The sequence below is a fragment of the Yoonia sp. SWMV100 genome (assembly GCF_056108365.1).
Window position 1 is genome coordinate 67,029 of record NZ_JBWBAQ010000008.1, and the last position, 21,234, is coordinate 88,262.

At 51.8% G+C, this 21,234-nt stretch carries 22 protein-coding genes; 9 read left to right on the forward strand and 13 right to left on the reverse strand.

The window, feature by feature from the left end:
• Window positions 1–26: 26 nt before the first annotated feature.
• From ACXJGX_RS15760 to ACXJGX_RS15775, 4 genes are read right to left on the reverse strand one after another with little or no spacing between them, the layout of a single operon-like run.
• Complete coding sequence (locus tag ACXJGX_RS15760; protein ID WP_474783409.1) at window positions 27–947, reverse strand: pseudouridine-5'-phosphate glycosidase; 921 nt, start codon at window positions 945–947, stop codon at window positions 27–29.
• Complete coding sequence (locus ACXJGX_RS15765) at window positions 944–1,837, reverse strand: PfkB family carbohydrate kinase (protein ID WP_474783411.1); 894 nt, start codon at window positions 1,835–1,837, stop codon at window positions 944–946. Before ACXJGX_RS15765 ends, ACXJGX_RS15760 begins: the two co-directional genes overlap by 4 nt.
• Window positions 1,838–1,880: 43 nt before the next feature.
• On the reverse strand, window positions 1,881–2,099 hold the full coding sequence (locus ACXJGX_RS15770) for a DUF6500 family protein (RefSeq protein WP_474783413.1): 219 nt from the start codon (window positions 2,097–2,099) through the stop codon (window positions 1,881–1,883).
• On the reverse strand, window positions 2,096–2,896 hold the full coding sequence (locus tag ACXJGX_RS15775) for a DUF4198 domain-containing protein (RefSeq protein ID WP_474783415.1): 801 nt from the start codon (window positions 2,894–2,896) through the stop codon (window positions 2,096–2,098). Before ACXJGX_RS15775 ends, ACXJGX_RS15770 begins: the two co-directional genes overlap by 4 nt.
• A 19-nt stretch (window positions 2,897–2,915) precedes the next feature.
• Between ACXJGX_RS15775 and ACXJGX_RS15780 the strand changes: the two genes are divergently transcribed.
• The 4 genes from ACXJGX_RS15780 to ACXJGX_RS15795 all read left to right on the forward strand — a co-directional run bounded on the left by ACXJGX_RS15780 (window position 2,916) and on the right by ACXJGX_RS15795 (window position 6,899).
• Window positions 2,916–4,235: a HupE/UreJ family protein gene (locus tag ACXJGX_RS15780; protein WP_474783417.1), complete on the forward strand. Its 1,320-nt coding sequence runs from the start codon at window positions 2,916–2,918 to the stop codon at window positions 4,233–4,235.
• A gap of 198 nt (window positions 4,236–4,433) precedes the next feature.
• The gene (gene rpsB / locus ACXJGX_RS15785) at window positions 4,434–5,201 is read left to right on the forward strand and encodes a 30S ribosomal protein S2 (protein WP_474783419.1); all 768 of its coding nucleotides are present in this window, start codon (window positions 4,434–4,436) and stop codon (window positions 5,199–5,201) included.
• A gap of 75 nt (window positions 5,202–5,276) precedes the next feature.
• A complete protein-coding gene (gene tsf / locus ACXJGX_RS15790) occupies window positions 5,277–6,149 on the forward strand; it encodes a translation elongation factor Ts (RefSeq protein WP_474783421.1) in 873 nt (290 codons plus the stop codon).
• A 138-nt stretch (window positions 6,150–6,287) separates the two neighbouring features.
• Window positions 6,288–6,899, forward strand: a complete 612-nt coding sequence (locus ACXJGX_RS15795; RefSeq protein WP_474783423.1) for a hypothetical protein — start codon at window positions 6,288–6,290, stop codon at window positions 6,897–6,899.
• 317 nt (window positions 6,900–7,216) lie between these two features.
• On the opposite strand, the gene ACXJGX_RS15800 is transcribed toward ACXJGX_RS15795, so the two are convergent.
• The 4 genes from ACXJGX_RS15800 to ACXJGX_RS15815 form a co-directional block, all read right to left on the reverse strand.
• Window positions 7,217–7,978 carry a LuxR family transcriptional regulator gene (locus ACXJGX_RS15800; RefSeq protein WP_474783425.1) on the reverse strand — a complete coding sequence of 254 codons (762 nt, stop codon included), beginning with the start codon at window positions 7,976–7,978 and terminating at the stop codon, window positions 7,217–7,219.
• A complete protein-coding gene (aroQ, locus tag ACXJGX_RS15805) occupies window positions 7,975–8,421 on the reverse strand; it encodes a type II 3-dehydroquinate dehydratase (protein WP_474783427.1) in 447 nt (148 codons plus the stop codon). The genes ACXJGX_RS15800 and aroQ overlap by 4 nt, the downstream gene beginning before the upstream one ends.
• 83 nt (window positions 8,422–8,504) lie before the next feature.
• Window positions 8,505–9,449 (reverse strand): hypothetical protein, encoded by a 945-nt coding sequence (locus ACXJGX_RS15810; RefSeq protein ID WP_474783429.1) that lies wholly within the window; start codon window positions 9,447–9,449, stop codon window positions 8,505–8,507.
• A 15-nt stretch (window positions 9,450–9,464) separates the two neighbouring features.
• A complete protein-coding gene (locus ACXJGX_RS15815; protein ID WP_474783431.1) occupies window positions 9,465–10,385 on the reverse strand; it encodes a hypothetical protein in 921 nt (306 codons plus the stop codon).
• A gap of 161 nt (window positions 10,386–10,546) precedes the next feature.
• On the opposite strand from ACXJGX_RS15815, the gene ACXJGX_RS15820 reads away from it, so the two are divergent.
• The 4 genes from ACXJGX_RS15820 (at window position 10,547) to ACXJGX_RS15835 (ending at window position 15,689) form a co-directional block, all read left to right on the forward strand.
• The gene (locus ACXJGX_RS15820) at window positions 10,547–11,713 is read left to right on the forward strand and encodes a nucleotide sugar dehydrogenase (protein WP_474783433.1); all 1,167 of its coding nucleotides are present in this window, start codon (window positions 10,547–10,549) and stop codon (window positions 11,711–11,713) included.
• Window positions 11,713–12,729 (forward strand): SDR family NAD(P)-dependent oxidoreductase, encoded by a 1,017-nt coding sequence (locus tag ACXJGX_RS15825; RefSeq protein ID WP_474783435.1) that lies wholly within the window; start codon window positions 11,713–11,715, stop codon window positions 12,727–12,729. Before ACXJGX_RS15820 ends, ACXJGX_RS15825 begins: the two co-directional genes overlap by 1 nt.
• A 537-nt stretch (window positions 12,730–13,266) precedes the next feature.
• Window positions 13,267–14,715, forward strand: a complete 1,449-nt coding sequence (locus ACXJGX_RS15830; protein WP_474783437.1) for an HD domain-containing protein — start codon at window positions 13,267–13,269, stop codon at window positions 14,713–14,715.
• Entirely contained in the window at window positions 14,712–15,689 is a 978-nt protein-coding gene (locus ACXJGX_RS15835) for a hypothetical protein (RefSeq protein WP_474783439.1), read from the forward strand. The genes ACXJGX_RS15830 and ACXJGX_RS15835 overlap by 4 nt, the downstream gene beginning before the upstream one ends.
• 78 nt (window positions 15,690–15,767) lie before the next feature.
• Here ACXJGX_RS15835 and ACXJGX_RS15840 read toward each other — a convergent pair whose 3' ends face one another.
• From ACXJGX_RS15840 to ACXJGX_RS15855, 4 genes are all read right to left on the reverse strand, one after another.
• Window positions 15,768–16,814, reverse strand: coding sequence for a TniQ family protein (locus ACXJGX_RS15840; protein WP_474783441.1), 1,047 nt, complete (start codon window positions 16,812–16,814; stop codon window positions 15,768–15,770).
• Window positions 16,811–17,722, reverse strand: a complete 912-nt coding sequence (locus tag ACXJGX_RS15845) for a TniB family NTP-binding protein (RefSeq protein WP_474783443.1) — start codon at window positions 17,720–17,722, stop codon at window positions 16,811–16,813. The genes ACXJGX_RS15840 and ACXJGX_RS15845 overlap by 4 nt, the downstream gene beginning before the upstream one ends.
• Entirely contained in the window at window positions 17,673–19,274 is a 1,602-nt protein-coding gene (locus ACXJGX_RS15850; RefSeq protein WP_474783445.1) for a transposase, read from the reverse strand. Before ACXJGX_RS15850 ends, ACXJGX_RS15845 begins: the two co-directional genes overlap by 50 nt.
• A gap of 168 nt (window positions 19,275–19,442) precedes the next feature.
• Entirely contained in the window at window positions 19,443–19,664 is a 222-nt protein-coding gene (locus ACXJGX_RS15855) for a helix-turn-helix domain-containing protein (RefSeq protein WP_474783447.1), read from the reverse strand.
• Window positions 19,665–19,965: 301 nt separating this feature from the next.
• Here ACXJGX_RS15855 and ACXJGX_RS15860 point away from each other — a divergent pair, with 301 nt between their 5' ends.
• Window positions 19,966–20,529: a recombinase family protein gene (locus ACXJGX_RS15860; protein WP_474783449.1), complete on the forward strand. Its 564-nt coding sequence runs from the start codon at window positions 19,966–19,968 to the stop codon at window positions 20,527–20,529.
• A 59-nt stretch (window positions 20,530–20,588) separates the two neighbouring features.
• Here the strand turns inward: ACXJGX_RS15860 and ACXJGX_RS15865 are convergent, their stop codons facing one another.
• Complete coding sequence (locus tag ACXJGX_RS15865; RefSeq protein WP_474783451.1) at window positions 20,589–20,774, reverse strand: hypothetical protein; 186 nt, start codon at window positions 20,772–20,774, stop codon at window positions 20,589–20,591.
• Between the last annotated feature and the right edge of the window lie 460 nt (window positions 20,775–21,234).

Below are 21,234 nucleotides of genomic sequence, written 5' to 3' on the forward strand. Positions count from 1 at the left end.
GCACAGAACCCGTCACAACCATCGCATCAGTTGTTTTCGCCCACTTGCCCCATCGCGATGGCGATTTGTGCCGCCAAACGGGCGTTATTACGTACCAGTGCTATATTTGCGGTCAATGACCGCCCGTCGGTCAGTTCAAAAATACGCCCCAGCAAGAACGGGGTCACGGCCTTGGCGTTGATATTTTGTGCCTCGGCTTCGGCCAATGCTTGGGAAATGATCGGGGCCAGTTCACCCGCCGGAATTTGATCTGCCTGTGGAATCGGGTTTGTCACCAATTGCCCACCCTTTAGCCCCATCGCGGTGCGCATCAGTTGCGCGCGCGCAATATCTGCGGCGCTGTCCATCCGCAGCGGTGCGGGCATGTTCGATTGCGCTGACCAGAATGCGGGCAATGTGTCTTGGCGATACGCGATCACGGGTACACCCAGCGTTTCCAGCACTTCGAATGTTTTGGGCAGGTCCAATATTGCCTTGGCGCCCGCAGCGACGACCGTCACTGCCGTCTGCGCCAGTTCATGCAGGTCTGCGGAAATATCAAAGCTGTCTTCTGCACCACGGTGCACGCCGCCGATACCGCCCGTTGCAAAGACGTGAATGCCCGCCATCTGTGCCGCGATCATGGTTGCGGCCACGGTCGTGGCACCGGTGCCGCCGGTTGCCATACAGGCCGCCATATCAGCCCGCGACAGTTTTGCGACGTTTTCTGCCTGTCCAAGGCTGTCGAGCTGGTCCGCCTCGAGACCGATGTGCAAAACGCCGTTCATGACAGCGATTGTGGCGGGGGTCGCGCCTGCGCTGCGAATATCGTCTTCGACCAAACGCGCGGTTTCAACGTTCTGCGGAAACGGCATGCCGTGGGTGATGATTGTGCTTTCCAAGGCCACAATCGCGGTGCCAGCGGCACGGGCACTGGCCACTTCGGCGCTATAGGTGATGTTCATCATAGGGGTGTTTCTCCGGATACGTAGGTCGCCGCGGCGTTCAGTGCGCGGGTCAATGCGGCGGGTCGGTCCATGCCTTGGGCTTCGGACACGATATGCGCCGCCATAAAAGTATCGCCTGCGCCGGTAACGCGTGTCACCATAACAGCAGGCGGGGTTTGGGTAATAATGTCGCCAAGCGTCCCTTCGGACGCGGATTTCCCGCCATCCGTGACCAAAACGCGGTGTGCACCGCGTGCAATCAAGCCCGCAGCGGCAGTGGTGCTATCGTCAAAGCGGGTTTGGCAAAGCAATCCCGCCTCTTCAAGGTTTACGTAAAGCGTTGCGGATGGATGCCCAAGAAGCGCAAGCAACCTTTCCGCCTTGCCCGGAGACGCGGGCGCCACGCGCAGGTCAGCGGATTTGAACAGGGGCGATGTCGCGATGGTTTGCAGCAATTCTTCGGTTAAATTCCCATCCAGTGCGACGGTGCCAACATAAGGCGCCTCGGCGGTGCCAAGCGCACCGTTTGCCAGCGGGCGCAGGATTTTTTCACCCGACGCCTCAAGGGAATGCGCGTCGGCGATGGCCGCGATCAGACCATTTGCGCCCTCTATCGCCATATAGACATCCGTAGGCAGGTCTTCGGAGCGATAGATATGATCACAGATCATGCCCATCCGCACAGCGTCATTGACCAGTTCGTCACCTTCGGGATCGCGCCCGATCGACGTCAATAATGCCGGGGTCATCCCGAACCGGCGCAGCGTCATGGCGATGTTCATCGCGACGCCGCCGGGCAGGCGGGTGATACGCCCGGGTACGTCTGATCCCACGCGCATCGAACTCGCCGTGCGCCCGATCACGTCCCACAGGACGGATCCAATACAAAGAATGTCAGGTTGCTGTGTCATTTGCCCGTTCTGACCGAGGCGCAAGAAATGCGCAAGCGACAGGTTACTGTCCTGCCGTTACCATTTGCCTGATCTTGACCGCCTTTTCAAAGTGGTCAAGTTGATGGGTTTCGATCCACCAGCGGGCTGCCTCCATTAACAGTGCGGGATTATCGTTGCGGTTTGCGAAGAACGCGTAAAAAGACAGCCCAACCGTTTCGCCCTTTTGGACAATTTTCTGATTGCACACCGCGATGATTTTTTGGCGCAGACCATCCCTCATTCAGGGACCGCAAAGGTCAGGTTAGCCCATAAGGTTTCCCAGACCGCCCCTGTTTCTTCTTGCAGCACTGCGGCCGGTTCGCGCAACACAACCGCGTCAACCATATAGCTGTTGCCGGTGGCGACAGGAAACGTGGCGATCCCGTCAGAATCCGTGCGGTAAAAAGCCACGCTCACGTCGCCCGCGGGGGTCTTCTCAAAGACCTCGATCTGGGTTTCGGCACGCACATCTTGGCGATAAAATAGCTGGATCTTGAACCCGCCAGACAGATCGTCGGTATAGGGATTAGTAAGCGCAACAATTTCCGTCTCAAGCCCGGTGCGGCTGTCGGCACCGATGCTGTTGCCGACACCAATCAGAGTTTTGGAATAGCGCGAATAGACTTCTTCAAAACCCGCTTCGGGTAGCCCGCGTTCGCGGTGGCGCGTCAGGACATCGCCCAAATCCTTGTGATCAACAAAGCTTTGAAACTTTTCCCAAGCTGCATAATCGACCGTTGCGTTGACCGCTTGATAGGCGACAACATTCAACCCTTCGGCCAAGGCAGGCTGATGAAGGGCAGGCCGGTCACCTGCACGACCTTCGACATTTGCGGTCATGTCTCCGGCGAAGACGGCAAACCGTGTAAACCTTTGCGGAAAATACACTAATTTTGTGCCCCCAAAGTCCTGACCATTGACAACGTCAGCCTCAAGGCTACCCTCAACGGGAATTTGATAGGTCGTGGGCTCTAGCCAAAACTCGTGGGCCGCCGCAGGCACAGCCAAGACCGAAAAGAGAAGAGCAAAAATGCGCATAGGTGTTTCCTTATCTAACATGGCAAGGGTCGTTTTCCACGCCGTGATGTCAAGCGTGATCACGTTCATTGTGATGACAAATGCAGTGCACGCCCACGAGGTCTTTCCCAGCATTCTGAATTTACGGGCGGCTGACGGGCAGATCATGATCGAAATCGACGTCAACGCCGAGGCTATACTGGCAGGCGTCGACCTAAGCGCGATCGAGGATACGGATCAGGCGGACAACGCCAGCGATTATGACAGCTTGCGCGCAATGGCACCGCAAGAGATTGCCGACAGGTTTGACGCCTATTTTCCGACGTTTTTGGAAAACCTGACTGTTCTTGCCGATGGTGAACCGATTGCGCTGCGGGATAATGGAACCCTTGTTGATCCCGCCGAAAACGAAGGCGCGCCGCGCAACACGCTGCTGAGTTTGGTCGGAACCTACCCGGCTGGCGCCGAAGCGCTGCAAATCGGGTGGGCCGCACAATATGGTACGTTGATTGTGCGCCAGAATGATATCGCCAATGCCCCCTACACAGGGACGCTGGCCGGCGGAGAAGTCTCTGACCCGTTTTTGATCGATGGCGGTTCAGCGCAAACAGGCTGGCAGGTATTTGGCAGCTATATTCCGATCGGTTTTGACCACATCGTGCCAAAAGGGCTGGATCATATCCTGTTCGTCCTTGGCCTGTTTTTCCTGTCCGCCCGTGTACGGCCGTTGCTGACCCAGGTTTCGCTGTTCACGCTGGCACATACGCTGACGTTGGCGCTTGCGGCTTTGGGGTATGTCGTGCTGCCCGGCAGCATCGTGGAACCGCTGATCGCGGCGTCCATCGTTTTTGTCGCGGTCGAAAATATCTTTGCAAAGGGACTAAGCCCATGGCGCCCCTTTGTCGTCTTTGGCTTTGGGTTGCTGCATGGTCTGGGGTTTGCATCGGTGCTGGCCGAATTCGGGCTACCTGAAAACGCCTTCATACCCGCGCTTATCGGCTTTAACATCGGTGTCGAGCTGGGCCAACTTGCGGTGATCGCCGTCATGTTCCTGTGTGTCTGGCAGGCGCTGCGTGTTGACAGAGGTAAAAACGAGGTGGGACAGGGCTATGCTGTTTATGCCGTGCTATTCGCCATCGCCGCTGTCTTGGCCGTGATGAATCCAGTTGCATTGCAAAGCCTGATCGAAGGTCCGGTTTGGCTGTTCGCCGCACCGCTGGCGATGGTGTTTCTATTAAGCGCGGTATCGATCCATTTCCGTGATCATCTGGACGCGTACCGACGCATCGTGGCTGTTCCTGCGTCCGTCGCAATCGCCGCAGTCGGGGCCTACTGGTTCGTCGAAAGGGTGTTTCTTTGAACGTCCTGCTCGTTTTGTACGAAATACGCGTGCCGCAGGCGACCAAAAGGGTTGCATCCGGTCCCAAGCCAAGTTAAAGCGCACGCACTTAATCCCGCAGGCGGGGGCGGGTCCGATGGGGAGAAATCCCAAAGGATCCACCGGTTGGACATCCGTCTAATCCCCCGCTGAGGTAGAAACCGGAAAAGGAAAAAAGACATGGCTCTTCCTGAGTTCTCCATGCGCCAACTGCTTGAAGCAGGCGTACACTTTGGTCACCAGACCGCCCGCTGGAACCCGAAAATGGGTCAGTACATCTACGGTTCGCGCAACGGCATCCACATCATGGATCTGACACAGACTGTTCCAATGCTGGATCAGGCGCTGCAAGTCATCCGTGACACCGTCGCCAAAGGCGGCCGCATTCTTTTTGTTGGCACCAAGCGTCAGGCTGCAAAGCCTATCATGGAAGCCGCAGAGAAATCCGCACAGTTTTACATGAACCACCGTTGGCTCGGCGGCACGCTGACCAACTGGCAGACTGTTTCGCAGTCGATCAACCGCCTGAAGGCGATTGACGAAGCTTCTGCAAACGGTTTCGCTGGCCTGACCAAGAAAGAGCGTCTTGGCATGGAACGCGAGCAAGGCAAACTTGAAGCATCCCTTGGCGGTATTCGCGAAATGGGCGGCGTGCCTGACCTGATCTTCATCATCGACGTGAACAAAGAAGACCTGGCCATCCTTGAAGCCAAAAAGCTGGGCATCCCGGTTGTGGCTGTTGTGGATACCAACTGTTCACCAGACGGTATCGACTATGTGATCCCAGGGAACGACGACGCGGCACGCGCCATCGCTTTGTACCTTGATCTTGCAGCACGCGCAGCGCTGGACGGTATGTCCGCGCAGCTGGGTGCGGCTGGTGTTGATATGGGCGCCATGGAAGAATTCGCTGAAGAAGTTGTTGCTGAAGAAGCTGCAGCTAACTAAGCGTCACAAAATAGTCGGGTAGGGGGCCTATGTCCCCACCCGCAGATATATGAATTCCGCTTAAGGAGAAGTAACATGGCAATCACCGCTGCAATGGTGAAGGACCTGCGCGACAGCACTGGCGCAGGCATGATGGACGCGAAAAAAGCGCTGACCGAAACAGACGGCGATATGGAAGCTGCGGTCGATTGGCTGCGCACCAAAGGTTTGGCCAAAGCTGCCAAAAAATCTGGCCGTACTGCTGCTGAAGGTTTGGTTGCTGTCGCGGTTTCCGCTGGCAAAGGCGTCGCTGTCGAAGTGAACTCTGAAACCGACTTTGTTGCGAAAAACGCAGACTTCCAGAAAATGGTTGCAAGCGTCGCAAATGCAGCACTGGGTGTATCCGATCTGGACGCATTGAAAGCAGCTGATTTGGGCGGCAAAACCGTTGAACAGACTGTAACGGATGCAGTGGCTGTGATCGGTGAACACATGTCAGTGCGCCGTATGGCTGTCCTGGAAGGCACATCGGTTGTATCATACGTACACAACGCCGCTGCCACAGATATGGGTAACATCGGTGTTCTGGTTGCGTTGAATGGCGACAACGACGCGTTTGGCCGTCAGGTCGCAATGCACATCGCCGCTGTCAACCCTGCGTCCCTGTCCGAGGCTGATCTTGATCCGGCTGTAGTCGAGAAAGAAAAGCAAGTTCAGATCGACATCGCGCGTGAATCTGGCAAACCAGACGCTGTGATCGAAAAGATGATCGTTGGCCGTATGCAGAAATTCATGGCTGAAGTCACATTGCTGAACCAGCAGTTTGTGGTGAACCCAGATCTGACCGTGGCGCAGGCCGCCAAAGAAGCTGGCGTTGAAATCACTGGCTACGCCCGCCTTGAAGTCGGTGACGGCATTGAAGTTGAAAAAGAAGATTTCGCAGCCGAAGTTGCGAAACTGAAAGGCTAATCGCCAACTCAGTGAGTTTTAAAAGCGCGTCAGATGTTCTGACGCGCTTTTTTTTTGTAAAAAAACATCTTTTAATTGTGGTGCTGTCATTAATATCTATTCTAAGCTGTTTTTGATTTTCTGTGAGCAAGGGGCAGCATGATGACGATGATCACAAGGACAGACACTGACAATTCCTATGCATGGGACACGATTACGACATGGTATGATGAGATGGGTGAAATCCTAGAACGTTCAACCACCTACGATAATGGCGTCGTGAAGGACCAGTCGTTCGCATCCGGCGTAATTACCGCGGCATCCCAAAATGACGTGTTGAATGTCTTTGATTGGGATACGATCGTGTTCAAATATGATGAAGATGGCGATGTTTTGGAAAAAACAACCGCTTATGACGATGGCACAACAAATATGGCCATCTATCAGGATAATGTGTTAGCCGGGCGAATTGTGCTTGATGCACAAGACGGGTCAGGCGGCGTCCACGACTGGAATGCAAAAATGTTCGCTTACGCGCCTGATGGGTCAGTCATGATATCAGCCACGGAATATGACGACGGTGATGAGCTTTTTATCATCTATGCCGAAGGCGAAAAACAAACCAGCATCGGCGTTGATAACGATGACAGCGACCCATGGTTAATGCATGTGACCGAATATGGCGGCGTGGCGCCTGTGACCACATATTACGATAACGTCGCAGACATTCCTGACCCCTATCTCGAGTATCTGGGGATGATGGTTGGTTAAAATCGCAGCGGCACCGTGCTCGGGAAAAGACACGGTGCCGCAATGATAACAGGCGCGACCACTTCGGGACAAGGACGCACATCTATCATGGTACTGGCGTCAACGGGCAAACCCGTGACACCAGCGTCCGGATAACCGGCACAGGTACAGAGCCTTGTAATCGCAAGGGTTAACAACCTGCTGCTCCTAGGCCTAAGGCCACCACTCACGGAACATGTGTAGGATGGCAAATGACGCAGCGTCACGAAAGTCAGGGAAACCTGACCTTACGCAGGTTTGTTAGTTTTTTACCCAAAGTCATATGCAATTTCATTGCGCTATACCTCGGCATCGACAACGAACATCTGATTGTAAAATGCAGCCTTTAGAACGGCCTGGGCTGTTGTTTCCACATCCAGCGCCTCACGCGCGAGGCGGAGGTGTTTTTCGACTGTTGCGGGCGTCAAGCCAAGCAAAACAGCAATGTCTTGGGTTGTCTTTCCGTCACCGACCCATTGCAAAACTTCGCGTTGGCGTTTGGTCAGGTGGCGGTCACCAGAATAGGGTAGGGTCAACAGCTTAAGGTGCATGACGTTGTTCATCACAATAATCGATTCACCATGTTGCGCCCAGACTTGTTCCACCGCGTCTTGGCTGACGCCGGGGCGCGCGGTCAGGGCGATCGCCCCTTTGGTCCGTTCCGAAATGGACCTGAAGCTGATGGTATACCCGGCCGTCACTTGCATAGAGCGGTTAAAGTCCATGACCCGCTTTTCACTTGGCGTCAGGTTTTCAATCCGGCTCATATCCATCATCCAACGCCAGCTACACGCGCCGTTATTGGCCAGCGCCCATTTGATCATCGGCGCGTGATAGTAATACCCTTCATCAAAGAATACTTTCATGTATTCCGGGCTTTGCGTCGATAGCAGTACCCAATCTTGCGGATCACCCAAAGAGCTGGATGTGCGGTAACGGGTGAACCCGTACATCACGCGGTCAAATCCGAACTGGTCCATCTTATGGGTATGAAGTCGCCAGAGTTCCTCGACCGTTTGCGCATTGGTAAGTTGCGTCAGGTGATCGACGAAATCTCTCATACGGGGTCACCCACATATGTCATCATGGCATCCATCGCGAGCGGGTAGCCGTCCGCGCCAAACCCGCAAATTTGGCCCACACAAACCTTTGAAATATAGGATGTTTGCCGAAATGCCTCGCGGGCGTGAATGTTCGACAGGTGCAGTTCAATGACCGGCAGCATGATGCTGGCGATGGCATCCATCAGCGCAACTGACGTGTGGGTATACGCACCGGCATTCAAAATCACACCGACATGTTTTCCACGCGCAGCATGCAGCAAGTCGATCATGACACCTTCGTGATTGGTCTGGGCAAATTCGACCCCGATGTTCAGGGTTTTTGCCTTGGCCACACACATGTCTTCGACATCTTGCAACGTCGTTGTCCCATAAATTTCTGGCTGACGGGTCCCCAGCAGATTCAGGTTAGGGCCATTCAAGATCAATACAGAGCGTTTCATTTCGTTCGTTTAACACCTTTAGCGTGATGATCAAAAGAGAATTATACCAATAAGGTCGCCATCCCAAGCCGCCCTTAAAAACCTTATTCTGGCCGCATCAAGATCACGCCGGGATCACGCGCCAATCTTGAGATGTCTTGTGCGTAGAGGTTGGCCAGATGTCGATGTTCCCATGCGGTCCACGGATCGAAGCGGGCGTTTTTTGCGTTTGTGGGAAACTGGCCGTGCAACAGATCAATATGTTCAACGGCGGTCGCGATCCCTTGTGACAATATCAGATTTTGAATGTCTTGCATGGCGCGGGCGCTGGCAGCCGACGATATTGGCGGCGCTTTCGCACGTTTGAATTTACCTAGGTTTACATCTGGTCCGACAAGGTTGCGTAAAACCTGTGCCTGCATGTCCGGGCGTTCGCAAAAATCTTCAAATCGCCAAACATAGATTTTAGCGCTGCTAAACGCGCGCATGATTTCATCAATAAGGCCGTTCCAATCAAGCAGGCTCGTCATCACCTGATCCACCATTTCACGCGGAAAAATGACCGATTTTGTGCTGGGCTTGAGCGACCGTATGTAATCCACATAGGCTGACGCAAAAAAGTCGGCATAGTTGCGCACGGCCACGTGGACCTCGCGGACGGGAAAGGGGATTTCCTGCGCAACAACCCCCATAAAGCTATCTCCCGTACGGTAAAGCGCACCGCGCTTGGCGTAATGTCCGCGGTGCCCGGCAAGGTTTTCGTCGCTTAAAATAAGCCGCTGCGGACGCTCTTTTTGAACAGGTTTGAAAAAGCGCTGCGTCAGGTCACGCAGCGCCGCATCATTCAGCGCGCTCTTTTTCCGCTTTCCTGCCTGGACTGCGCTGCTGCGCTGACACGGAAGTATCAGATTTTTGCGGGTGTCCCTTTGGTCAACGTAAAGCACGCCTTGCTTGGCAAGATATCCTTGGTTGCGCTGCAAAGTGTCCTGCAGATAGGCGGACTCTGTCCAGTGAAACCCACCGTGAATAATGGTGTATGGTTCATGCATTGCTGACGCCAAAAATCATTGTTGTGACCGCTTGTAGGCGCGGTAGCTGGTTCTGGCGGCGCGTGCCATGCGGTCGCGACCTTTTTCCGCATAGTACTTTTGCAGCGATCCAACGTACCACGGCAGATCACGACGACCACGATACAGACTGTAAAAAAGGCGCGGTGTGATTTCACCGAACAAACCTTCGTACATCAGCGGCTTAAGAGCATCGATCTTGCGCAGGAACACCGCTGACTTGTGGCTTGAAAACCAACACTTATACGGTGTTACGTTTGGCCCCACGATACGTTCATAATGCTTCAGATCCGGTTCAAAGTAGGGATCGAAAAACACACTGACGGGGCCGCAGTTATCCAAATTTCCCTGTGCATCGCTCAGGGGCAGGGTCCAATCCTGCCGCCGCCCGATCCAATAGCGTTCTTCCCAAGGCACCAATGCCGGATCAAGGGTGGTTTGCGGGTTAAACGCAAGCACATGTGCACCCGGCACCAGGGACGCAAACACAAGCGCAGCAAAGGCACCCATTGACGAGCCCGCAAAGACCACGCGATCGTACCCTTTGAAAAAGCCGCCATCGGCAAGCTGCTGCATGCGCGCAATCAGCTGCGGGTCACGATACCAGACCTTGCCGTGCGCAAAGACGCCCAAATGCGAAATATGCTGGTCAAGCGCGAATTTAAACGCCCACGGACTGCGCGACGGACTATCGTCATTCACGTTGGACAGGTTGTCAAATGTCACCAAAAGAACGGGACGCAACCGTTTGACAAACATCAATGAATGGCGGCTATTCTTTTCCACAAACCCTTCGCCTGTTCCGGCTGGGGACAGTTCGGGAAACCAGATTGGCGGCGCGATCATGGCATCCTGCGCGGCCTCTGCAATCGTATCCAGGCTGTCGTCCGTGTCAGTGTCTGTCTCGGTGTCGCTCATGGTGCCTCGGCCAAGGTATGGGGTTGGTGTTGTAACTATCGTTTTCTGCGGCGTATGAAAACCGCTCCTTTATGGTATGTATTACTAAACTGTACAAAACTGCCTTGACAGCATCGGCCAGTCAGCAAAAAACGTCCTAAGCCGTAAAAGGGATTAAACCGATGAAAATTGCTGTTGCAGGACTGGGTTATGTCGGATTGTCCAACGCAGTGTTACTGGCGCAGCACCATCAGGTCATCGCGATCGACATTGATGCAACGCGGGTGGCGCAAGTGAACGCACGTCAGCCATCTATTGATGATGATGATATTGCGGATTTTTTGGCCAACAAAGACCTGAACCTTTCGGCGACAACCGATCCTGTTGCGGGCTATGCTGACGCGGACTTTGTGATCATTGCCACACCCACAAATTACGATGCGCGCACCAATCATTTCGACACATCCAGCGTCGAGGCCGTCGCGCGTCTTGCGGCACAATTGGCACCAACGGCGACAATCATTATAAAATCTACCGTGCCTGTCGGTTTCACAAAAGGACTGCGCGCAGATTTGTCCGCCGACAACATTATCTTTTCGCCCGAATTTTTGCGCGAAGGGCGGGCGCTTTATGACAACTTGCACCCATCCCGCATCGTTGTCGGGGACCATTCTGATGCTGCCCGTCGCTTTGCAGATCTCTTGGTTGAAGGTGCCGTCAAAAAGGACATGCCAGTTCTGTTCACCAACGCAACAGAGGCGGAAGCTATCAAGCTGTTTTCAAACACATTTCTTGCTTTGCGTGTCGCGTATTTCAACGAATTGGACAGCTACGCGATTGCCCACGGCCTGAACTCGCGCGAGGTGATTGATGGCGTGAGCCTCGACCCGCGGGTGGGTGCGCATTACAATAACCCGTCCTTTGGGTATGGCGGCTATTGTCTGCCAAAAGACACCAAGCAGCTATTGGCCAACTACGACCAGGTGCCGCAAAATATCATTGGTGCGATCGTCGAATCCAACCGGACTCGCAAGGATTTCATCGCAGATCAGATCATTGCAATGCGCCCGAAAATTGTCGGTATCTACCGGCTGGTGATGAAGTCAGGATCGACCAACTTTCGCGACAGCTCGATCCAAGGGATCATGAAACGCATCAAGGCCAAGGGCATTGAATGTATCGTCTATGAACCGGTGCTGGAAGAAGACCATTTCTTTCATAGCCGCGTGGTTGATGATCTGAACGCCTTTAAATCCGAAGCCGATTTGATCCTTGCCAACCGGTTGTCGCCTGATATCGCCGACGTGTCGGGCAAGGTGTATTCCCGCGATCTGTTCGAGGTAGACTGATGGCACGCAACAAAGTTCTGGTCACGGGTGCCGCAGGATTTATCGGCTTTCACCTGTCGCAGTTGTTGCTTGACGAAGGGTTTGATGTCGTCGGACTGGATAGTCATAACGACTATTATGACCCCAGCCTGAAAGCGGCGCGCGAAGCGCAGTTGTTGGCAAGGGATGGATACATCGGCATTCAGGGCAGGGTGGAAGACCCTGGTTTGCTTATGCAATTGTTTCAGACCCACCAATTTGATGCGGTCGTACATTTGGCCGCCCAAGCTGGCGTGCGCTATTCCATCGACAATCCACGCGCGTATACACAGGCAAACCTGATGGGCACGTTTGAACTGCTTGAGGCAGCGCGCGCATTTCCACCCAAACATTTGCTGCTGGCGTCGACCAGTTCGGTCTATGGCGCCAACACCAAGATGCCGTACCGCGAAACCGATCAGGTTGACCACCAGATGTCGTATTACGCGGCGACCAAAAAAGCCACCGAAGCAATGGCGCACAGCTATTCGCATCTGTTTGATCTGCCAGTCACGATGTTTCGGTTCTTTACCGTCTATGGCCCGTGGGGTCGGCCCGATATGGCACCGTATCTGTTCACCAGCGCAATTATGTCCAACCAGCCGATCAAAGTTTTCAATCATGGCGAAATGAAGCGCGATTTTACCTTTGTGCTGGATCTGGTGCGCGGTATCCGGTTGTTGATTGACGCCGTACCTGTGCGTCCAACCGACGGGATCGTGGACGAAGGCGATAGCCTGTCACCAGTGGCACCGTGGCGTGTGGTCAACGTGGGCAATGGTGATAGCGTGCAGCTGCGCGACTTTATCGGCGCGATTGAACGCGCATCCAACCACACAGCCGTCAAACAGATGTACCCGATGCAACCAGGTGACGTGCCAGCAACATGGGCGGATAATTCACTCTTGCGCAGGCTGACAGGCTATGCGCCAGAAACCAATGTCGACGACGGTGTGGCGCAATATGTTGCATGGCATCGCGCGTACTACGGCGTGTAAGTCATTGAAATTGTACGTATAGTTTACCCGTATATATTACATAATACTGATTATGCGCCAAATACATATATAGCTGCAAAGCTGTCGGAATGGCTATATAATGAGACTGAATTATTGGGACTGTGAATGCAGTCTTATCAAAGGTCTAGGTTGTTAGCTGTATTCATAGTTTTTCGGTCAAATCTTGGTAGTTCCTTGCTGATGTCACGCCGCAAGGTAGCGCTTTGCGTTACACGTATAACGAAGAACAGCTGATCCAATTAATTGAAGATTCCGGTTCGTTGATGATAGCAACTGCGCTTTGGTGCTGCGGTGCAAACCCCTGCCGCATAATGGACGCTATCGGCCCAAAGCCGACCTTCGAGGTTTGCACTAATGCTGCGAGGAAGCAATGTGCTCGATTGATATTGATCTGCGAAGCAGACGCAGTTGTACTCATTTGAAATGGCTAACAACATGACCGCAAGGCGCAACCATACCTTGCATAACAGGGGAGGTTAGCATTTATTGGGTTTAGAAAATTTTTAGGTAATTGATATGACAATTAAGGCAATAAAAGACCCCATACACGGCTTCATTGAGTTCGAGGGGGATTTTGAGAATGGACTCAGGCAACTTCTCGACGATCCTTTCTTCTTGCGCCTTCGTAAAGTCAAACAGCTGGGATTTTCCGACCACATATTTCCTTCAGCGACACATACTAGGTTCTCCCATTCCTTGGGGGTGTACTGTGTCGCGCGAAGAATGCTCGCGATTGTCGAACCTAATGCAGGTCCAGATGAATGGAGTAAAAAAGGAAAAGCATGCCTAGCGGCAGCCCTACTTCATGATATCGGGCATGGGATGTTTAGCCACGCTTTTGAGGGAGCAATGGAGAATTTCCTTAAAGAAGCCAAGCTGTCTGGTGGGCAGGATATTGCGCTTCGTGCCGCTGTGAACCACGAGAAGATAAGCGAGCGGATTATCATGGAATCTTCCGTTGCTGACACTCTTAAAGTCATTGGAGGCACAGATTTCCCCAAGCTCGTTTCCGATATCGTTCGCGGGAAGGATAAAACTTGTATTTATACTTCCATTGTTTCGAGCCAACTGGACGCAGACAGGCTCGATTATATCTTGAGGGACCCATATTTTGCGGGGGTTTCTTCGGGTCGAATAGATATTGATTGGATAATTAAGAACCTTCGATACTCTGATGTTGGGAATCTTTTATATTTTGATACAAAGGCTTACATCTCTATGGAGCAATTTGCCGTTAGCCTTTTCCAGCTTTATCCAACAATATACCTGCACAAGAAAACTCGCGCTTTAGAACATATGTTCTCTAAAATGCTGTGTCGTATTTTTGAGCTGATTTCAGATAACAGGTCGTCCGATGCAGGCATATCTAGCAGTCACCCGTTTGTGAAATTTTTCAGCGACCCTTCAAGTCTTGATAGCTCTCTCTTACTCGACGACACGGTACTGTGGGGGAGCATGTATCAGTTTAGAAGCTGTGACGACAGAAGAGTTAAAGACCTAGCAATTGCAATTTCAAATCGCAAAATATACAAGATGGTTGACCTTTGGCGGCTTGCTGATGAGTTATACTCCGAGCTTGGACTGGAGAATAAGTATACTGCTAAGAGTCGTGTTGAAATTCTTAATGATATCTGTCCGATGGCATTTGAAAAATTATGTGATAAACACTCGGGTTGGGAAGCACATCTGTTCTACGACAATTACTCCAGAAAAGTCTATTCTCCGGCCTCCAGCGGTGAAGGCAGCCCCCAGCAAATCAACATTAAGATTGGTGAAAAATTTGTAGACATATTCGACATGTCTCCAATTGTTGCAAGCTCGGCGAGCTTCCACATCCATCGTCTATACTTCGATCCCGATAGTTTTACAGAGGTTACGGAACTAAACAACTCCCTAAGAGAAACGCTCAGGGACGCGCTATTCAAGCTGAAGTTTCCCGAAGATAAGGCTATCGCTTCGTCATGAAATTTAAATCCCGCAACCTCAGATCAATTGCGAATATGGTAATCGGCGACAGCGACCACTTTCCTTATCGGTCTAGCTTCTACATTACGCAGTTTTTTGAAGAGTGTGATCTAGAATTCGTTCACGACGGTTCAACACGAGTAATTTGGACATCTGAGCGATTGTCCGAATTACTCGAAGATCCGCAACCTGCTGCGTTTCATCTACCTGCTAGGTTTTTAATTGTTCTCCGAAACTTATTGGATCAGAGAGAAGCAGAGGATAACGATCCAGGACGACAACTAGCATTGGACTCCCTAAACCAACCACTCATGCGTGAAGGGTTCGAAGCGTATTTCGATGAAGATCGTATACTTCAGGCACGGCATATAGGTAGTAAGACTGTTTCTGCAGCGACGAACCCCCACCGACCATTAACTCCGAAGGAAGCCGAGCGTAAGGAGTTACTAAATTCTTACCTCGATGGGTGCAGTGAAGACGAGTTGATTGAAGAAATTTTACTTCCGTTATTTAGGCAGCAGGGCTTTCATAGAATATCGGCCGCAGGTCATTCAGATAAAGCGCTTGAATACGGGAAGGACGTATGGATGCGGTTTGTCCTCCCTACACAGCATGTTCTATACTTTGGAATACAGGCCAAGAAAGGCAAGCTTGATTCAGCCGGCGCGACCAAAGGGTCAAATGCGAATGTTGCCGAAATTTATAACCAAGTATTAATGATGCTGGGACACGAAATATTCGATCCAGAAACAAACAAGAAGGCCTTAGTTGACCACGCGTTCATAATTGTTGGCGGAACAATTACAAAACAAGCCAAAAACTGGCTCGGCGGGAAGCTTGATGCTTCAAAGCGTAGTCAAATCTTATTTATGGATCGAGACGATATTATGGACCTATACGTGACATTGAATGTTCCGCTGCCGCATGGAGCATTGCCGAAAGAGGCAACGGATATTGACGAAATCCCTTTCTGATTGGCGATCCTCTAGGGAACAGTCCAAGTTGTTGACTTGCAGTATGCAGTTGCAGCGAATGTCAGCTTCCCGCCCAAATTAATACCACTTTGCTGGAAACCTAAGCAGCAAACGGTCCAGCTCTGCATTTTGCTCAGGTTCCAGGTCAGCACGTAATTCTTGGAATGTAGGGTCCCTACCCCATCGGCATTGTTTTAGACCCTTGATCGTGAACAGGTTTACACGAGACTTGAGCAATGCTGCGATAAGGCCGTGGGCTTTTCGTTGAACAGCAATGGATGACGCTCGGTAAGGTCGTTCCATCAATCTAATGTTCCGAGGGTTCGGTCGAGCCGGAAACGCTGCGCTGGCAAACAAGTCTATCGGCGAACGCAAACCGTCACGTGACTTTATGAGTATGTTGGCAAACGCGAAGGCAAAGTCATGAAATTCGCTTTTGTCTTTCTTTTTTGACCGTTGTCTCAGACTGGCCTCAAGCGCCCTTTCAAAATTGATCGCGTTGTTCCATGCCGCATTGACGCGTTTGTCACGGCCGACCTCCTTTGCAGTGACTGCGGACATATCTGGAAGCCCGAGCTGGTTAGCATAGAGTGAACCGCACTGACTACACGCCAATGCAACAAGGCCGCTTCGGACAACAAACGACATCCCAGCTTGGCGGTCATTGCAGTTGAGACAATACGTCGTCATCGGTCTTCGATGGGTGTGGCAAAATGTTCGCGGTATCATCCGCCAGGACAACCTCAGGAACTGATGATCGCCTTCGAGCTGATCGGTCAATAAACAGCGCGGGCACCATGCATATGAAGGGTGTTTGCCGAAATCGTCACCATCCGTGTTGTTGCCCCCTGCCCGTCTGAGCCATTTGCTGTGAATATCCTTTTTTGTTCCCGGTAGCGTGAGTAGCGATAATCTTCGCTTCACCGGATCCAGCGCATCATTCAAAGCGATCAGAAAGTCGCCTTGATCCAGCGCATCGAGGTCGTCCGGAAACTGAACAGATTTTTGAAATAGCTCTTGGGGAAATATCTGACGAAGGTACGTCTGTGTGTCCATAGAATTCATCGCCGCTGCCCGACGTACGAAAGATATCAGGCTTTCCATTTGAAACGGCGTCACGTTCATGATGGCAAATCCTGATCACGAAAACTTATCCATGTATCAAAGTCCAAACGCTCGCTACCTGAAACGATGGCGAAAATTGCAAGGCTCGTTAGCGTCTGCATCACTTCACGGCAAATCCCGTGGGTTTTCGTGATCAGCGATTTGCGAAACTTGGGATCGTGCGAGAGCGTACCGCCGTCCTTGTTCGGACACCAACGTTCGAATGCTTCCAGAAATTCTATGAAGTCGTCATCGTGCGGCGTCCACGCTCGGTATTGCAGGTGAACAGACCTACCTAGGGTCTGCTCATCTTCCATTGCCCAACGCCAAATTCGAGGCGCACCAGTAAGAACCACTCTGATGTCATATTTGGAAATGAGGTGGTGGACGAAATTTTGATAAGCCACCATCTGGTGTTTTTTAAAGCTGTAGGTGCGGTGAAAATCTTCCAGAATGACCAATCGGGTTTTTATCTGATCAAGAAGGGTGAGTGTTCGCCTCAGCGACATAATGCGAACGGTCGGTCCAAAGCCAGGTATCGCGAGTGACACGCGCATTTCATCACAAAAGTCGATGATGTCACCGCTTGGCTGGATTTCTTCGTTCACCACTGGAACCACAGGGCGGCCAGTTCGCTGTTCAGTGAATGATGGATTCTGGGCAACGAAGTTCGCCAGCAGTTTCGACAATCCCATACCGGGCGGTGCGGTCAGAAAAACAAGCTTTCTATCGGCGTCCTTAGGTTCACGGACAAGGAGGTTCAGATACTCTCGTAGGTCCCTCTGAACAGACGTATCGAGGAAAACACCTGTCCGTAGGTAATCAATCCTCTGGGGAACAGACGCCTCTGACATATCCGGAAAATGTTGTGTGTACTCCCTACTCATGATTTCCACCCCGTTCCGAAAACCGTTGCGAGCGCAGGACATGACGTATATCCTGACCTGAGGGCATTGCAGCCGATTTGGTGACAGTTGTGGCTCGCTTCAGCCGTTGGGCTTCGCGCAGAACACCTTTTTGGTATTCGTGTGCCATAGCCGGATCCGGAGCATTCAGATTTCGGTTAAGACGTGCGTCACGACTCCGGCGAAGTTCAAGCCAATCGTCTAGCGAAAGCGGATCAGACGGAAAGTGTTCACTCTTGGCATCGAAATAAACTTTATCATCGGCGCTGACATGAACGGTACGAATATCGGTTGGATCGAACTTAAGCGTGACGTGTGTGACGCCACAGTCCTTCATTTTCTGAAGATGTGTGGACCGGTAAAACATGCCAGAAAATTCGACGCCCTCTCGCTGGATTCTGCGGTTCTCAAAGGGGAGAAAATCAAGGCGAAATCGGTCAGGGTCTTGGGGCAGTCGCGGGCAGGTGTCTCGACTTTTCCAACTAAGGTTCCAAGCATTGATCGGCGATGTTTGCAGTTTACCTTTCTTGCGATGAATCTGAACATCGAGGATGTAATCTAGCAGTAGTTTTTCGACATCTCGGAGCGTCAGCGTTGCGTCTTTTTCAGGTTTATATGTGCCTTTCGCCTCTACGCTGGAAAATGTCGTGCCAGGAAGTTTTTGCACGAACCGCTGGTATGTTCCGATGCAGCGCTCAACGTGACCGCCCAGATGTGGTTGTGCGATTGGGCGAAAGACATGCTCAACACCGTAGAGTTCTAAGCCGCGGTTAAAGGCTTTTGACTTAAGGTCTGTGCCGTTGTCGCTACTGATCGTGAGCGGTAAGCCACAAGCAGGCCAAGCGTGTCGAATGCCCAGTGAAGCTAGATATTCGGCCTTTGGGAAAACAGACCGCTGAAACGCCATCATGAGGTTTAGCGCGGACGGTGCATTCATTGTCAGGAAAATGCCGGTAGGCATTCCGGTAGCTAAGTCCAAAAGTACAGTCAGATATGGTCTTCCAATGCACTCTCGTGTCACGGGATCAACGACCATAACATCGAGCAGCGTGTGATCGATCTGAACCACGGCAAGCGGGTCCCGTACAACGTTTCTCCCCTTTATGATTTGGAACTTCTGACGCGCCGCTTGCCCGCCATTTCGCCGTCTTTCGACAAACCGATCCTGCATGAGCCTAATGCGGTTCTTCAGCACATCTTCGCTAATGGTTGTTAGCCCCTGCCCCGCCAATTCTATGTTGGCTGCTTCGAGAGCGCCCTGAACCGAAATTTTGTTGCGAGTGAGGTACGTACCGCGAAGAACACGGTCGATAATTGTCTCATGCTGGCTACTGAGCCCAACACTCATGAATTTTCGGCCGGGCTTTGCGCGTCTCAATATGCTGGCGCTGTCGTCAAGTCTCGCTTTCTGTAAATACCGATAAGCCGTCGCTCTTGAACATTCGTGCGTGCAGCAGAAATCTTGTAAGGCACCTCGCGTTTGAAAGCCCTTATCTAGGAACGGCGCAAGGTCGCGCCGCAGTGCAAATGCTCGCTCCCATTCCCGCTCGTTACGGGCAATGTCTTTTCCGGACATAATCTTCTCCTTGATAACAAGGCACAGCAACAGGCCCGATAGAGCGAGTGTTAGCCTTGACTTTACGTTTGGATTGGAGATGATCAGAGTGACTGGATTGAAAGGTCACTCGATCATCTGAAAGCCTATGCGTTGGTGCGCATGGGCTTTCGTTTTTATGGGGTTAGGTCATGTGCCATCTCCTTGCCCTTGATATCGGTCAGGCCAAAGCTGTGCTGGAGTGGTGCAAAGACGCTGTGCTATCAAAGCCTCAATCCTTCGGGACCGACGCGCGCCTTTTGCGACATCTGTGACGGCTGTATGTGACACTCCGGTCTCGCGTGCGATAGACCTGAAGGAAATTCCAGCAGCCTTCAAAGCTAGCTTTAACTTTTCATAAGCGTCCAACATTTCAGCCCCAATGCACACATGAGTTGTATTGGAAGCTGCCAGTGAAAATATGTCAAGCTATTGATATTAAAATACAATATTACAATATTGTGGATGGATTGTAATATCGTCCCTGCCTGTTTGATCCGTAATCGACCTGATCATATCAAATTTTGGTATGGCAGTGTTTGGTTGGGGGGTACTTTAGGGTACGCTTTAAAGTTACCTTTTAAAGTGACACGAATTACTGTCACAAATGGGTGGCCGACTGAGGTTTGTGACAGTATCATAGTCCTACCCACCCCAATGTGACGGAAATAACATGCCTCGTATCGGATATGCTCGGGTCAGCACGGCCAACCAAGATCTCGGTATTCAAACAACCAAGCTCAAGAAAGCTGGCTGTGAGATTGTTCGTTCTGAGACCGGTTCTGGTGCATCACGTGATGGACGTGCCGAGCTAGAGACTATCTTGGAGTTCTTGCGCGAGGGCGATGAATTGGTCGTCCAACGACTCGACCGGCTTGGTCGATCTACGCGGGATGTACTGAATTTAATTCACGAATTGGATACTAAGGGTGCCTCACTTCGCATCTTGGAACCTGAGGTCACGACTGCGGGAGATTTGGGCCGAATGGTTGTAACTGTGCTCGGTATGGTAGCCGACATGGAATTGAAGTTCATCCGCGATAGACAGCGTGCGGGAATCGACGCCGCGAAAGACAGAGGCGTTTATCGAGGTAGACAAAAGCGTGTGGACGACAAAAAAATACGAGAACTTGCTAAGGACGGTCATTCGAAAGCTCAGATCGCGCGCGACCTCGGCGTTTCCCGTATGACTGTATATCGTGCCCTCGACCCGCGTGTTATTCGCGAAGATACCTAAGAAATCAAACGTGGTATCATAGTACGCTCCAACTACGGCTATTCGGTGCGTTCAGGCGTTTACTCTTTGGGGCAGTCTCGAACCGATCGAACGTGATGGTTAGGTGGTTTGACCGCGTTTTCAGCGTCACGTTGGAATTCTGTTTCTTCCGCCAGTTTGAACATGGCAGCAGGCTCGAGTTCACCTTTAGCAATCGCTAATGCTTCTTTCGCACCTCTAATAAGGCTATCGCCGAATTCCGTCATATCCACCTACCTGCTTTTTCGCACCTAGTGGATACCATGCATTTTCGGTCTTGTCTGCCCTACATGACAAGCGCTTCGGACTGCGTTCCCAATCCCAAAGGTGAAGTTTTGCATGGGGATCTTGCCACAATCTTAAATCAACAAAGTCAACGACTCGGCCGAAACACGAAAGCTGCCGTAAAAGCGGTCCTTTTCGCGGCACTCAACCATAAGCCGCCGTTCGGGCAGCGCGCAGCGAAAGAGGAAAAAGAGCCCAATTGATCGATGCTGCAACCTGCATGAATGTCTGCTCAGCTTTCGGATTTCTATCAGAACAATCACACAATTGTCATAATTTTCTACCTTAAAGCATGTGTTGGTATGAGAGGAAGTACATGAGTACTGTTCTTTATTTTGTCGTCGTCATCGCCGCATTTTTTGCAGTTGTTCACCTGTTGGATCGGTTTGTCTGGCAACCAAA

Bases quoted from the DNA above. Each gene is read 5' to 3' on its own strand.
- ACXJGX_RS15760 (WP_474783409.1), bottom strand. From the start codon at position 947: ATGATGAACATCACCTATAGCGCCGAAGTGGCCAGTGCCCGTGCCGCT.
- ACXJGX_RS15765 (WP_474783411.1), bottom strand. From the start codon at position 1,837: ATGACACAGCAACCTGACATTCTTTGTATTGGATCCGTCCTGTGGGAC.
- ACXJGX_RS15770 (WP_474783413.1), bottom strand. From the start codon at position 2,099: ATGAGGGATGGTCTGCGCCAAAAAATCATCGCGGTGTGCAATCAGAAA.
- ACXJGX_RS15775 (WP_474783415.1), bottom strand. From the start codon at position 2,896: ATGCGCATTTTTGCTCTTCTCTTTTCGGTCTTGGCTGTGCCTGCGGCG.
- ACXJGX_RS15780 (WP_474783417.1), top strand. From the start codon at position 2,916: ATGGCAAGGGTCGTTTTCCACGCCGTGATGTCAAGCGTGATCACGTTC.
- rpsB (WP_474783419.1), top strand. From the start codon at position 4,434: ATGGCTCTTCCTGAGTTCTCCATGCGCCAACTGCTTGAAGCAGGCGTA.
- tsf (WP_474783421.1), top strand. From the start codon at position 5,277: ATGGCAATCACCGCTGCAATGGTGAAGGACCTGCGCGACAGCACTGGC.
- ACXJGX_RS15795 (WP_474783423.1), top strand. From the start codon at position 6,288: ATGATGACGATGATCACAAGGACAGACACTGACAATTCCTATGCATGG.
- ACXJGX_RS15800 (WP_474783425.1), bottom strand. From the start codon at position 7,978: ATGAGAGATTTCGTCGATCACCTGACGCAACTTACCAATGCGCAAACG.
- aroQ (WP_474783427.1), bottom strand. From the start codon at position 8,421: ATGAAACGCTCTGTATTGATCTTGAATGGCCCTAACCTGAATCTGCTG.
- ACXJGX_RS15810 (WP_474783429.1), bottom strand. From the start codon at position 9,449: ATGCATGAACCATACACCATTATTCACGGTGGGTTTCACTGGACAGAG.
- ACXJGX_RS15815 (WP_474783431.1), bottom strand. From the start codon at position 10,385: ATGAGCGACACCGAGACAGACACTGACACGGACGACAGCCTGGATACG.
- ACXJGX_RS15820 (WP_474783433.1), top strand. From the start codon at position 10,547: ATGAAAATTGCTGTTGCAGGACTGGGTTATGTCGGATTGTCCAACGCA.
- ACXJGX_RS15825 (WP_474783435.1), top strand. From the start codon at position 11,713: ATGGCACGCAACAAAGTTCTGGTCACGGGTGCCGCAGGATTTATCGGC.
- ACXJGX_RS15830 (WP_474783437.1), top strand. From the start codon at position 13,267: ATGACAATTAAGGCAATAAAAGACCCCATACACGGCTTCATTGAGTTC.
- ACXJGX_RS15835 (WP_474783439.1), top strand. From the start codon at position 14,712: ATGAAATTTAAATCCCGCAACCTCAGATCAATTGCGAATATGGTAATC.
- ACXJGX_RS15840 (WP_474783441.1), bottom strand. From the start codon at position 16,814: ATGAACGTGACGCCGTTTCAAATGGAAAGCCTGATATCTTTCGTACGT.
- ACXJGX_RS15845 (WP_474783443.1), bottom strand. From the start codon at position 17,722: ATGTCCTGCGCTCGCAACGGTTTTCGGAACGGGGTGGAAATCATGAGT.
- ACXJGX_RS15850 (WP_474783445.1), bottom strand. From the start codon at position 19,274: ATGTCCGGAAAAGACATTGCCCGTAACGAGCGGGAATGGGAGCGAGCA.
- ACXJGX_RS15855 (WP_474783447.1), bottom strand. From the start codon at position 19,664: ATGTTGGACGCTTATGAAAAGTTAAAGCTAGCTTTGAAGGCTGCTGGA.
- ACXJGX_RS15860 (WP_474783449.1), top strand. From the start codon at position 19,966: ATGCCTCGTATCGGATATGCTCGGGTCAGCACGGCCAACCAAGATCTC.
- ACXJGX_RS15865 (WP_474783451.1), bottom strand. From the start codon at position 20,774: ATGACGGAATTCGGCGATAGCCTTATTAGAGGTGCGAAAGAAGCATTA.